The 12,303-nt window shown below is 61.1% G+C and carries 12 protein-coding genes; 11 read left to right on the forward strand and 1 reads right to left on the reverse strand.

The window, feature by feature from the left end:
• Position 1 precedes the first annotated feature (1 nt).
• From ACYU7Z_RS07520 to ACYU7Z_RS07530, 3 genes are all read left to right on the forward strand, one after another.
• The gene (locus ACYU7Z_RS07520; protein ID WP_460568969.1) at positions 2-841 is read left to right on the forward strand and encodes a universal stress protein; all 840 of its coding nucleotides are present in this window, start codon (positions 2-4) and stop codon (positions 839-841) included.
• 23 nt (positions 842-864) lie between these two features.
• On the forward strand, positions 865-3,300 hold the full coding sequence (ppsA, locus tag ACYU7Z_RS07525; protein ID WP_460568971.1) for a phosphoenolpyruvate synthase: 2,436 nt from the start codon (positions 865-867) through the stop codon (positions 3,298-3,300).
• A 126-nt stretch (positions 3,301-3,426) separates the two neighbouring features.
• A complete protein-coding gene (locus tag ACYU7Z_RS07530) occupies positions 3,427-4,077 on the forward strand; it encodes a hypothetical protein (RefSeq protein ID WP_460568973.1) in 651 nt (216 codons plus the stop codon).
• 91 nt (positions 4,078-4,168) lie between these two features.
• Here ACYU7Z_RS07530 and ACYU7Z_RS07535 read toward each other — a convergent pair whose 3' ends face one another.
• Positions 4,169-4,642 carry a pyridoxamine 5'-phosphate oxidase family protein gene (locus ACYU7Z_RS07535; protein WP_460568975.1) on the reverse strand — a complete coding sequence of 158 codons (474 nt, stop codon included), beginning with the start codon at positions 4,640-4,642 and terminating at the stop codon, positions 4,169-4,171.
• Positions 4,643-4,823: 181 nt separating this feature from the next.
• On the opposite strand from ACYU7Z_RS07535, the gene ACYU7Z_RS07540 reads away from it, so the two are divergent.
• The 8 genes from ACYU7Z_RS07540 to ACYU7Z_RS07575 all read left to right on the forward strand — a co-directional run bounded on the left by ACYU7Z_RS07540 (position 4,824) and on the right by ACYU7Z_RS07575 (position 12,293).
• Positions 4,824-5,879 carry a response regulator gene (locus ACYU7Z_RS07540; protein WP_460568977.1) on the forward strand — a complete coding sequence of 352 codons (1,056 nt, stop codon included), beginning with the start codon at positions 4,824-4,826 and terminating at the stop codon, positions 5,877-5,879.
• A gap of 124 nt (positions 5,880-6,003) precedes the next feature.
• Positions 6,004-6,828, forward strand: a complete 825-nt coding sequence (locus ACYU7Z_RS07545) for a hypothetical protein (protein ID WP_460568979.1) — start codon at positions 6,004-6,006, stop codon at positions 6,826-6,828.
• Between the two features lie 5 nt (positions 6,829-6,833).
• On the forward strand, positions 6,834-7,391 hold the full coding sequence (locus ACYU7Z_RS07550; protein ID WP_460568981.1) for a DUF1003 domain-containing protein: 558 nt from the start codon (positions 6,834-6,836) through the stop codon (positions 7,389-7,391).
• A 29-nt stretch (positions 7,392-7,420) separates the two neighbouring features.
• Entirely contained in the window at positions 7,421-8,908 is a 1,488-nt protein-coding gene (locus ACYU7Z_RS07555; RefSeq protein ID WP_460568983.1) for a L,D-transpeptidase scaffold domain-containing protein, read from the forward strand.
• A 113-nt stretch (positions 8,909-9,021) separates the two neighbouring features.
• Positions 9,022-9,699, forward strand: coding sequence for a BON domain-containing protein (locus ACYU7Z_RS07560; protein WP_460568985.1), 678 nt, complete (start codon positions 9,022-9,024; stop codon positions 9,697-9,699).
• A gap of 19 nt (positions 9,700-9,718) precedes the next feature.
• Positions 9,719-10,489, forward strand: a complete 771-nt coding sequence (locus tag ACYU7Z_RS07565; protein ID WP_460568987.1) for an MlaE family ABC transporter permease — start codon at positions 9,719-9,721, stop codon at positions 10,487-10,489.
• Positions 10,490-11,266 carry an ABC transporter ATP-binding protein gene (locus ACYU7Z_RS07570; RefSeq protein ID WP_460568989.1) on the forward strand — a complete coding sequence of 259 codons (777 nt, stop codon included), beginning with the start codon at positions 10,490-10,492 and terminating at the stop codon, positions 11,264-11,266. It abuts the gene before it with no gap.
• A 1-nt stretch (position 11,267) separates the two neighbouring features.
• On the forward strand, positions 11,268-12,293 hold the full coding sequence (locus tag ACYU7Z_RS07575) for an MlaD family protein (protein ID WP_460568991.1): 1,026 nt from the start codon (positions 11,268-11,270) through the stop codon (positions 12,291-12,293).
• Positions 12,294-12,303: the final 10 nt, after the last annotated feature.

Here is a 12,303-nt window from a genome sequence, read left to right on the forward strand (position 1 = left end):
CATGAAAAAGTTCATCGCCGCATTCGACAGCCTGCATTTCTCGGAGAGTACGATGAGCTACGCCATCGACCTGGCCCGCCGTGCCGATGCGCACCTGGTGGGCGCCTTCCTTGAAGATCCGAACCTCCACAGCTACAGCGTGTCGGAGATGATGCAGTACACCGGCGCGAGCTACGACGAGCACCTGGAGGGGCTGAACCGCAAGGACGAAGAAACGCGGCGCACCTGTATCGAAACCTTCCGGCAGGCCTGCCGCTCGGGTCATGTGCCCTGCTCCGTTCACCACGACCGCAACGCGCCGCTCCGCGAATTGCTGCACGAGTCGATCTACGCCGACCTGCTTCTTTTGGGCGCCAGCGAGGCGCCGGGTGAAAAGAGCGGGCCCGTTCCGCCGCCGTTTGTGCGGCACTTGCTGCAGGAAGCGCAGTGCCCGGTAGTGCTGCTCCCGGCGCGCTACCAGCATATCGGGCGCATCGTGCTGCTCTACGACGGCGCGCCTTCGTCGGTGCACGCACTGCGCGCATTCAGCTACCTGTTTGAGAACCTCAAGAATCTTGAAACCGAAGTGATCACGGTCAAGGATCCGGATGCCGACCTGCACGTGCCCGACGGGCGCCTGATGAAGGAATTCGTGAAGCGGCATTTTCCCGGCGCTTGCTATACCGTGCTCAAGGGAAATCCCGACGAGGAGATCCTCCGTCACCTGAAGCACCTCCCGGCACAAGCGATCGTGGTGCTCGGCGCTTACCGGCGCGATGCGCTGTCGCGGCTCTTCCGGCCCAGCACGGCCGATGTGCTGCTGCGCCATGTGAAGGTGCCGCTCTTTATCAGCAACTACTGAAGCATCATCCAAACAACCTAGTTATGGCCACATTCATCAGGAAATTTTCCGAGCTCGGGCTCGACGACCTGCCTGCCGTCGGCGGCAAGAACGCTTCGCTGGGCGAGCTGACACGCGCGCTCGGCACACGGGGTATCCGCGTGCCCGAAGGCTTTGCCATTACCGCGGATGCCTTCTGGCTGTTCCTCGACGCCGGCGACCTGCGGCCCAAGCTGCGGCAGGTGCTCGACAACCTGGACCGGGGCGCATTTACCAACCTGGCCCAAACCGGCGAAGCCGCCCGCGCGCTCCTGCAGCAGGCAAGCTTCCCGGCATCGCTGGCCGAAGAGATCAGGGCCGCTTACGCCGAGCTCTGCGACGGCAATTGCGCCGTGGCCGTGCGCAGCAGCGCCACCGCCGAAGACCTGCCGACGGCCAGCTTCGCCGGACAACATGATTCCTTCCTCAACATCCGCGGCGATGCGGCGCTGCTGGCAGCCGTGCAGGATTGCTTCGTATCGCTGTTTACCGACCGCGCCATCAAGTACCGCGAGGACAAAGGCTATCTCCACGAAAAAGTAGCCTTGTCTGTTGGCGTGCAGCGCATGGTACGCACCGACCGAGGCAGTTCCGGGGTTGCCTTCACGCTCGACCCCGAATCGGGCTTTCGCGACATCGTGCACATCAGCGCCGTCTGGGGCCTTGGCGAGAACATGGTGCAGGGCACGGTAACACCCGACGAATACTGGGTGTTCAAGCCGACACTGAAGCTCGGGTTCAACGCGATCCTTCAAAAGAAACTGGGCGCTAAGGAAAAGACGATGGTGTTCGGTGATCCCGGGAGCAAGACGTATAACGTGGCAACGCCCGAGCACCGCCAATCCCGCTTCGTGCTGCCGGGTGAGCGGGTGCTGGAGCTGGCGCGCTGGTGCCTTAGTATCGAGGAACACTATGGCAAGCCGATGGACATCGAATGGGCGGTAGACGGCACCGATGGCCTGCTGTACATATTGCAGGCCCGGCCGGAGACCGTTCAGTCGGCGCGAAAGCAACAACTCGTTACGGAATATCATCTCGAGCGGAAAGGTCATTTGCTCGCCTCCGGACAGGCCATCGGGATGAAGGCCGTGTGCGGCAAAGCGCGCGTGATGCATTCGGTAAAAGACCGCGAGGCATTGCGGCCCGGGGAGATCATCGTAACCGACCTGACGCAGCCCGACTGGGACCCCGTGCTGAAGCACGCCGCCGCGATCGTTACCAACAAGGGCGGCCGCACGAGCCATGCCTCGATCGTAGCGCGCGAGCTCGGTGTGCCTGCGGTGGTGGGCTGCGGTCATGCCACCGAGACGATCATCGACGGCGAATGGATCACCGTGTCGTGCTGCGAGGGTACAACCGGAAACGTATACCGGGGCCAGCTTCCGTACACCGTAGTGGAGCACGACTTCTCGGACATGAGGCTGCCGCAGAAGACCGAAGTGAAGCTGATCGCCGGCGACCCCGACAGCGCCTTCCGCCTTTCGTTCTATCCCAATGCCGGCGTGGGGCTTATGCGGCTTGAATTCATCATCAGCCATTCGGTTGGCGTGCACCCGATGGCGCTGGTGCGCTTCGGGCAGCCTACCGACAACGACGTCTCCCGGCAGATAGCGGCGCTGACGGCCGGCTATCCCGACAAGAAAGAATTCTTTATCGACAAGCTGTCGCAGGGTATCGCCATGATCGCCGCGGCTTTTTACCCGAAGGAAGTGATCGTGCGGACCAGCGACTTCAAAACAAATGAATACGCCGGTCTTATCGGGGGCATCGAGTTTGAGCCCAAAGAAGAAAACCCGATGCTTGGCTTCCGCGGCGCGGCGCGGTATTACCACCCGCTGTACCAGGAAGGCTTTGCACTCGAGTGCGCGGCCATCGTGCGGGTGCGCCGCGAAATGGGACTGGGCAACGTCAAGGTTATGATCCCGTTTTGCCGCACCGTGGAAGAAGCCGAGAAGGTGGTCAACGTGATGGCCGCGAACGGCCTCGACCGCCGCAGCGACAAGGGACTCGAGCTGTACATGATGGCCGAGATACCGGCCAACGTGCTGCTGGCCCAGAAGTTCGCGCGTTATTTCGACGGCTTCTCGATCGGCTCCAACGACCTCACGCAACTCACACTCGGCATCGACCGCGACTCGACGCTCGTGGCCGACCTGTTCAGCGAGCAGAACGAAGCGGCCCGCATGATGATCGCCAACATGATCGCGGCGGCGCATGCCGCGGGCAAGAAGATCGGTCTCTGCGGCCAGGCGCCCAGCGACGATCCTGCCTTCGCCCGCTTCCTCGTTGAAAAGGGTATCGACAGCATTTCCTTCAACCCCGACAGCCTGCTCAGGGGCATCGAGCAGGTGCTCCGCGCCGAGGGCGGCGGCGGGGCCGAAGGACAAACCGAGCCATCCGTGTCACCAAACATACGGACGGTAAGTTCCCTGACCGAATAGGGGAAATGAGAAGACGGCCCTGCCTTCCGGCGGGGCCTTTTGCTGACGATTACGGGTAGCCGAACTGACAGGCATCATGGGCATGCGGCCCTGCGCCCGGTAGCTTTATGGACTAAACAACGGACTATGAACGTTCTCCGCGGAGCGCTCTTCCTGGCGCTCACCTGCTTTGTTCCGGCCTGCCGGAGCACCCACGTTACAACGACCTGGACGGCGCCGGAACACACGGCAAAAACCTATCATAAGATCATGGTCGCCGGGATCATCCGCGAATCGGACCGGAGCCTGCGCGCCGCTATGGAAGAACACCTCACGGGTGATCTCACGAGCCGCGGCTATACAGCATTTTCCGCCCTGCAGCACTATGGCCCCGGGCGATTCAAGGGGCTCAGCGAGCAGGAGTCGGCGGCGCTGCTGAAAGCCGATGGCGTCGACGCGGTGATGACGATCGTGCTGCTCGACAAAAAACAGGAGCGCTACTACGTGCCGTCGCAGGTAACCTACACGCCCTATGGCCGCTACCAGAACCGCGTGTGGAGCTACTACGGCATTCTCTACGACCGCATCGAAACACCCGGCTACTTTACCGAGTCGACCCGCTATTTCTGGGAAAGCAATTTTTACGACCTCGCGGATAACAAGCTGCTGTACTCGGTGCAGACCGAAAGCTTCGACCCGCCGTCGACGCAAAGCGCTGCGCATGAATACGGGAAGCTGATCGTGGCCAGCCTGATGAAAAGCGGCGTACTCGCACCGGCAGCTGCGGCGGCACACTGACAACCGGGAGGTGCATGAAAAAGAGAGGCACTAACGTTACCTGATAACCGAAAAACCCTGGAAGCAGGCTGCTTCCTCCCTTCGCAGGATCTCATCCCTGCAGACTGGGCGACAGCGTTTCGCGTTCGTAGCGGCCGGAGCGCTCGCGCACCTGGATGCGGAATACCTGGCCGCCGATCTCAGCGAAGTTTTCGGGATGAAAGGGCCAGTGCTCGCCGAGGTGCATCGTGCTGCTCGTGAGCAAGGGCAGGTAGCGCTCCAACAGTTTCCGCATCGCTTCGTTGCGGGCATCCGCATCGGTCACTTCCTCGAACAGTCCCTGCACGATCACGCTTTTCCAATGCCCAAGATCGGTAACGTCGTCGAGCTGAAAGCAGACCCTCGGGTTCTCGCGCATCATGCGGATCTTCTTGCCTTCCTGCGTATGACAGATGATGTACTCGCCATCATACACGTAGCTGATCGGAACCACGTACGTCTCGCCGTCCGCATGGCAGCCGATGCGGCCCACGAGCTGCGCGTACAGCACCGATTCAATTTCCTGGAGCGTTAGTTTACCCAGCATTTTTTTTGGTAAAAATGGCCGGCGCCGGGGCGCGGAAAAATGACCGGCACTGCAAGCCCGCATGATCGCCATCAGCCGCGTCAGGGGCCTGCGTATGAGCTTAGAAACCCGGGATTGATTGAATGTATTGGGCTACCTTTACAGAGAGCAGTTTGAAGCCGGACGGCAACCCAATCATTCTATGAAAAAGATCCTCCTAATCGACGACAACCCGGTGATCCGCGAGAATATCGCGGAGCTGCTCGAACTGTCCCGCTACCAGGTCGTCACGGCCAGCAACGGGCGCCAGGGTGTTGCGGAAGCCATCGCCCAAAAGCCCGACCTGATCCTCTGCGACATCATGATGCCCGAACTCGATGGCTACGGTGTGCTTCACCTGCTCCAGCGCAACCCCGAGCTGCAGCAGATCCCGTTTATCTTCCTCACGGCGAAATCGGACCAGTCGGATATCCGCACCGGCATGTCGCTCGGCGCCGACGACTACATCACGAAACCATTCGACACCACCGACCTGCTGAAGACCGTCGAGAGCCGGCTCCGCAAATCGGAGCTCCTGCACAAAGGCAGGCCCGACAGCGCTGATGTCGCCGCCGATGGCGGGGCCGAGACCGATGCCGAAGAAATCCTGCGGGCCTTCGTGCAGGGCCGGCACCTCGATCACTACAAGAAAAAGCAGCGGATCTTCACCGAAGGCAATCATCCCATCCGGCTTTACTACGTGCAGAAAGGAAAGGTCAAAGTGTACAAGACCAACGACGACGGCAAGGAGCTTATCCTCAAGATCGTTGCCGAGGGCGATTTCTTCGGCTATATCTCGCTGCTCGAGAACACCGTGTACCGCGAGAACGCCGATGCGCTCGAAGACTGCGACATCGCGGCCATCCCGCGCAGCGAATTCGAAGAGCTCATGAATGCGCACCCGCAGGTCACGCGGCGGTTCATCAGCCTTCTTTCCAAAGACGTGCACCAGAAAGAAGAGCAACTGCTCCGGATCGCGTACAACTCGCTTCGCCGCAAGGTGGCCGACGCATTGCTTGCCGCCCAGGAGCGCTTCCGCCACGGCGATGAGCGGCTGCCCATTCACCTCACCCGCGAAAACCTCGCGGCCATGGCCGGCACCGCCACCGAATCGCTCATCCGCACCCTTACCGATTTCAAGACCGAGAAGCTGATCGACATCCACGACGGCAGCATCAGCATCCTTCAATACGACAAGCTCGTACGCATGGTCAACTAACGCGGCGCGCCCCTTTGGCAGCAGGGGGCTGCTGACAACGATCACTCTTCCGGCCATCCACCATCAGCGGCAGCAGCGGCAGCGGCAGCGGACCTTGCAGGCAGGTTCCGGTAAAACATCCGCTATGAAAAAGATCGTCGCCGCCCTTTCCGAAGAAACATTTCCGGAGAACGTGTTCCGGTTTATTTCCGACCTGCAGCAGGAAGGCCCGTTGCAGGTAACGTTCGTCTACGTGTCGGAAGATCCCATCATCACCGCCTGGTCGGTTACGGGGATGCCGCCTGACCCGATGTGGTTCCCGGTGCTGGAGGAGCGCGACCCGCAACTACTGGCGCAAACCCGCCGGCAACTCGTGGAGCGCTGCGCCGCACAGCATATCAGCTACCGCATCCGCGAGCAGGGCGATGAAGGCTCCGTGGCGCAACTGAAAAAAGAATCGCGCTTTGCCGACCTGCTGGTCGTGGGTCATGATCTGTTCTTCGGGTCGCCGGTGGGCGGGATGGACTGGGATCATTTTGCGCGCACCGTGCGCGAGCTCGAATGTCCCACGATCGTGCTGCCCGACGACTACCAGTTTCCGAAGCAGAACATCATCGCCTACGATGGCAGCTCCTCGTCGGTATTTGCGCTGAAGCAATTCTATACCGTGCTGCCCGAGCTGTCCACGCATCCCACCTACCTCGTATACCGCCAGGGCAAGAAGGACGAGGGAATCCCCGACCGCAACTACATCGAGGAGCTCGCCTCGCCGCACTTCCCCGACCTCGTGATCACCGAGCTTACGGGCAGCGACCCCGATGCCTTCAGCAACTGGGTGGGGCAGTACGCAAGCCCCCTGATCATTTGCGGCGCCCTCGGCCGCGGCGCCTTGTCGCGGCTGTTTCACAAAAGCTTTTCGTACCAGCACCTGGCCGACCAGCGTGTGCCGGTATTCATTGCCCACAAATAACCCCCGTGAACAAGGAACTGACAGAGCTGCTGGATACGGAAAACCAGTACATCCTGAAGCTGAACGAGATCGTGCTGCGCTCCATCGAGGAGGAAAAGCTGATCTCGCAAAAGCTGTTTGATTACGACGAGCGCCAGCCAAATTTCCGCGAGCGGATCGAAGACCGAGTGTCGAGTTTCGGCGGGAGCTGGACCTTCATTATTTTTTGCCTGCTGCTGATGGTGGCCTGGATGGGCACCAATTATTTTTTGCTGAAGCGTCCCTTCGACCCCTACCCGTTCATCCTGCTCAACCTCGGATTATCGACCGTAGCAGCCTTGCAGGCGCCGATCATCATGATGAGCCAGAACCGCAAGGAGGACAGGGACCGGAAGCGCGCCGCCAACGACTACATGGTGAACCTCAAATCGGAAATCGAAGTGCGCAACCTGCACCAGAAGCTCGACCTGCTCATTACGGAGCAGATGAAGAACCTGTTTGCCATCCAGAAGGCGCAGGTGGAGCTGATGGAGGATATCCGCATGTGCCTTCCCAACCAATTCCCGGAGCAACCGAACCTATGAAACGGGGCATCCCTGGATACCTGTTTTGGGTGACGCTCTTGCTCTGCACGTCCGCCGCGCGCGCCCAGCTGCTGCTGCCGGAAGAACTGGCCGCGTACCGGAAAAGCGAGCGCTACGCGGGCATCGGGCAATTCTACCGCGTCAACGGGGGCCAAGCGGTGTGGCTCCAAACCGGACGGCAGGAAGCGCTGCGTCGTATGCTGGCCCGCGCCGCGTACTGGGGTCTCTCGCCTTCGGATTATGAAACCGATGCCCTGCGCAACGCGCCCCTTGCCACGCGTGCCGATTCGGTGCGCCTCGAGCTCGCGCTTACCGATGCGGCCCTGCATTTCTTCGGCGACCTCAAGGCCGGCAACAAGCGTCCGCCGCTCGATTATGCCGGCCTCGATTACAAACCCGACCGCTCGCTGGACACGCAACAGCTGGCGCAGCTGCAGCGTGCTGCTTTCTTGGAGCTGGCGGAGAGCCTCGCACCCCGGCTGCCTGCCTACGACACGCTGCTCGCGGCCCTCCGCCGGTTGCTGCAACTGCGGCAAGACAGCGGCTTTCACGAGGAACGCATAACGAGCCTGGCCGCTTCCGCCGGCAACAAACCCCTGCTGCTCCGCCTGCAGCAACTTGGGCTCCTTGCGAAGGGGGCCACGCCCGATCCGAAAACACTGGAGAAAAAAATTGCCGAGGCACAACGGATGTTCGGTCTCTTCAACAGCGGCAAGCCGTCCACGCTCTTTCTCGAGGTGCTCAACGTGCCGTTGGCGCGCCGCGAAACCGAGCTCTCCGCCTCGCTCAACACACTGCGCTGGCTCGAGGGCCTGAAGCGCCGGGGCCGCGTGCTGGCACTCAATATCGCCGCAGCCAGCTTCGTGCTGTACGAAGGATCCGACAGCCTGCTGTATTCGAAGGTTATCGCCGGCAAGCCCGCCACACCCACGCCGACGCTCTCGGGCACGATCACCGAAGTGATCCTCTTTCCCTACTGGAATGTGCCCAACAAGATCGCCACGCGCGAGCTTCTCCCCGAGATCAAAAAGCAACGCTCCTTCCTCGAAGCCGGCAACTACCAGGTGCTCGACCGGAAGGGAAGTGTGCTCGACCCGCGGTCGATCGACTGGAAGGTGCTCGGGCCCGGCAACTTCCCGTATGTCCTCCGCCAGGTAAGCGGTTGCGATAATGCGCTCGGCGTGATCAAATTCAATTTCTACAACCCCTTCACCGTATACCTCCACGACACGCCGGGCAAAAGCCTCTTCCTGCTGGGGCAGCGCTTCTTCAGCCATGGCTGCATGCGCGTGGAGAAGCCGACCGAGCTCGCCGCGTTTGTGCTGGGCAGCAAGCGACGGGCGGTCGACACGCTCACCGCGATCGGCTGCCTGCGCGCAACGGCGCCGAAGACGATCACCGCGGAAGTGCCCCTGCCGATCGTGGTTTTTTACAACACGGCCTGGCTGCGCCCCGACGGAAGGCTCTGCTTCTACCAGGATGTGTACCACAAAAACAGGTTCCTCCAAAACCGCTAGCCGCTTGCTGACAGCTGTTCCCGGAGAACCCTGACCGTCCTCATTGCGGGAGGGCGCCTTTTCGGGTTGCTTTGTCCGTACAAACCAGATTGTCGAACCAAAAATCAGCAGATATGAAAGCGGATGCGCAAATTCAGAAAGACGTGATGGATCAGCTGAAGGCTGATCCGTTCCTGTCGCGCTTCTCCATTGGGGTAGCGGTGAAGAACGGGATCGTGACCCTTTCAGGCGAGGTGGATTCCTACGCCGGAAAGATCGCCGCCGAGCGGGCTGCGCGGGCGGTGTTTGGTGTGAAGGCCATCGCGGAAGACCTGCAGATCGGTGTGTCGCCGGTCAACAACCGCACTGATGCCGACATCGCCGCAAGCGTGGTACAGGCGCTGCGCTGGGATGTTTCGGTACCCGACGAGAAGATCCGTGTCAAGGTGGAGGAGGGTAATGTATTCCTCGAGGGCGAGGTGGACTGGAACTACCAGCGGGTGGCGGCGCGCAGGGCCATTGAGTCGATTGAGGGCGTGCGCTGGGTATACAACGAGCTTGTGCTGCGGCCCAAGGCCACGCCGCAGGATGTGAAGCAACGGATCGACGCGGCCTTTCACCGCTCGGCCAGCATCGACGCCGACCAGATCAGTATTTCGGTCGACGGCAACGTGGTAACGCTCCGCGGCCGCGTGCGCTCCTTTGCCGAAAAGGAAGACGCTGCCAACGCCGCCTGGAAGGTTCCGGGCGTCACCCGCGTCGACGACCAGCTGGAGATCTCCTTCGAGCGCGAGGGTATACTGGACTTCTAGGTAACGGCAAATTGAAGCCATGAAAAATGAAACGGGAACGGCGGGCCTCCTGGCGACGATGGGCGAGCTATCGGCCTTCACGGGTCGCTTTTTCTCGGAGTCGGTGAAGCGGGGTCACGAGTTCCGCGAGCTGGTAAGGCAATGCTACGTGATCGGTTTCCAGTCGCTGCCGCTCATCGGTCTCACCGGCTTTATCATGGGACTGGTGCTGACGATACAGCTGCGGCCTTCGCTGGTCGAATACGGCGTGGAATCGCAGCTGCCTTCGATGATCTCGGTTGCCGTTATCCGTGAGCTGGGCCCGGTGATCACGGCACTCATCTTCGCCGGAAAGATCGGGAGCCGCATCGGCGCGGAGCTTGGCTCCATGCGGGTTACCGAGCAGGTGGATGCGATGGAAGTATCGGGCACCAACCCGTTCAAATACCTGGTATTTACACGGGTGCTCGCCGCAACGCTCATGCTCCCGGTGCTGGCGCTGCTGGCCGATGTGGTAGCCATGTACGGATCCTATATCGGCGTCAACCTTCGCGGCAACACCAGCTTCGCGCTTTATTACCGGCAGGCGATGAACGTATTGAGTTTTGGCGATGTGATCCCGGCGTTCGTGAAAAGCTTCCTGTTCGGATTTGCCGTGGGCATCATCGGCTGCTACCAGGGTTATTATTCGAAGAAGGGAACGGAGGGCGTCGGCCGGTCGGCCAATACGGCGGTGGTGATGGGATCTGTTGCGGTGTTTGTGATCGACCTTGTCTCCGTGCTCGTGACCGACCTGTTAAACCTCAATTGAATGGAACAACGCGTGGCGATACCTGCAGGCAGCGAAACGGCCAACCGGCCGCCAACCGTTGTGCGCGTGCGTGGTTTGTACAAATCGTTCGGCAGCAACGCGGTGCTCAACGGGTTCGACATCGACCTGCACGCCGGCGAGAACGTGGCGGTGATCGGGCGCTCGGGCTCGGGCAAATCGGTGCTGATCAAATGCATCATCGGCCTTATCGAAACCGACAGCGGCCGCATCGAAGTGCTCGACGAGGATATCGCCGGGCTCAGTGCCGACGACATGAACGATCTCCGCGCGCATATCGGCTTCCTCTTTCAAAGCAACGCGCTGTATGATTCGATGACCGTTCGCGAGAACCTGGAGTTCCCGCTGCGCCGGCACCGCGTGCGGCTGAGCGAGCACGAAACGCGGGAGCGCGTGCTGGAGGCACTAAACAACGTGGGCCTCGCGCACACCATCGACATGATGCCCTCGGAGCTTTCCGGCGGCATGTCGAAGCGGGTCGCCCTCGCAAGAACGCTCATCCTGCGGCCGTCGATCATCCTGTACGATGAGCCGACCACCGGCCTCGACCCCGTAACAGCACGCGAGATCAGCGACCTTATCGTTGCGATCCGCAACAAGTACGGCACCGCCGCCCTCATCATCTCGCACGACCTTCGCTGCATCCGCCTCACCTCCGACCGCACCGCGGTGCTCGCGGACGGGAGGTGCCATGCGCAGGGAAGCTACGCAGAGCTCGAGCGATCTGCCGACAAACTCGTCAAACAATTCTTTGAATAGCATGACAGCCCGCAAATACGATACAGTAAAACTCGGTGCCTTCGTTCTTGCGGGACTCGCCTTCCTCATCCTCATGCTGTATATGATCGGGAAGAAGAAAAATCTCTTTGGCCACACGTTCCTGCTGAAGGCGCATTTCCCGGATGCCAGCGGGCTCACCGCGGGCAACAACGTGCGCTACCTTGGTATCGATGCCGGCACGGTGAAGCAGGTGATCGTGCTTAACGACAGCACGGTGGAAGTAACGATGCTGGTCAAAACGTCGCTGCAACGGTATATCCGCGAAAACTGCGTCGCCTCCATCGGCACCGATGGGTTGATGGGCAACAAGCTGCTGAACCTGCAGCCGGCCCAGCCGGCGGGCGCGCCGGTGCACCCGGGCTACATTCTGCACGGCCGGGGCAGCGCCGACGCCGATGCCATCCTCTCTGTGCTGTCGGCAACCGTTGCCGACGTTTCCGCTTCCGCCAAAGCGATCCGGCTTACCACGGCGCGGATCAATGAAAGCAACGGGCTCTGGAAGCTGCTGGGCGACGAATCGCTGCCGGCGGGCCTGCGGCACTCGGTGGAAAGGGTCGATGCGGCCGCCGGGCACCTGCAAGGCCTCATGGCCGATCTGCACGCCGTGAGTGGCGGCCTCAGAGCCGGCCGCGGCTCGCTGGGGGCGCTGCTTACCGATACGAGCTTTGCCGCCGGTCTCCAGGCCGCCGAGGAAAAGCTGCAGCTGCTGATGATCCGCGCCGATACGCTTCTTGGCGAAACGCAGGCCCTCGCGGCAACGGTACACCAGCAGGTGCGGAGCGGCAAGGGCACGGTGCCGGTGCTCCTCAACGACAAGGCGCTCGCCGACAACCTCGCGAAAACGCTGGTCAACCTCGAGAAAGGAACGTCGGCCTTCGAGCAATCCATGATCGCGCTGCAGCACAATTTCCTGCTGCGCGGATATTTCCGGAAGCAGGAAGCGCGGAGACAGAAAGAAAAAGCAGCCGCCGCGCGCGATTCGTCGACGGCGGCCACAAACTTTTAAGTCCGGGTGA

This window comes from Flaviaestuariibacter terrae, assembly GCF_054777635.1.

Coding starts and splice junctions, on each gene's coding strand:
- ACYU7Z_RS07520 (WP_460568969.1), top strand. CDS start 2: ATGAAAAAGTTCATCGCCGCATTCGACAGCCTGCATTTCTCGGAGAGT.
- ppsA (WP_460568971.1), top strand. CDS start 865: ATGGCCACATTCATCAGGAAATTTTCCGAGCTCGGGCTCGACGACCTG.
- ACYU7Z_RS07530 (WP_460568973.1), top strand. CDS start 3,427: ATGAACGTTCTCCGCGGAGCGCTCTTCCTGGCGCTCACCTGCTTTGTT.
- ACYU7Z_RS07535 (WP_460568975.1), bottom strand. CDS start 4,642: ATGCTGGGTAAACTAACGCTCCAGGAAATTGAATCGGTGCTGTACGCG.
- ACYU7Z_RS07540 (WP_460568977.1), top strand. CDS start 4,824: ATGAAAAAGATCCTCCTAATCGACGACAACCCGGTGATCCGCGAGAAT.
- ACYU7Z_RS07545 (WP_460568979.1), top strand. CDS start 6,004: ATGAAAAAGATCGTCGCCGCCCTTTCCGAAGAAACATTTCCGGAGAAC.
- ACYU7Z_RS07560 (WP_460568985.1), top strand. CDS start 9,022: ATGAAAGCGGATGCGCAAATTCAGAAAGACGTGATGGATCAGCTGAAG.
- ACYU7Z_RS07565 (WP_460568987.1), top strand. CDS start 9,719: ATGAAAAATGAAACGGGAACGGCGGGCCTCCTGGCGACGATGGGCGAG.
- ACYU7Z_RS07570 (WP_460568989.1), top strand. CDS start 10,490: ATGGAACAACGCGTGGCGATACCTGCAGGCAGCGAAACGGCCAACCGG.
- ACYU7Z_RS07575 (WP_460568991.1), top strand. CDS start 11,268: ATGACAGCCCGCAAATACGATACAGTAAAACTCGGTGCCTTCGTTCTT.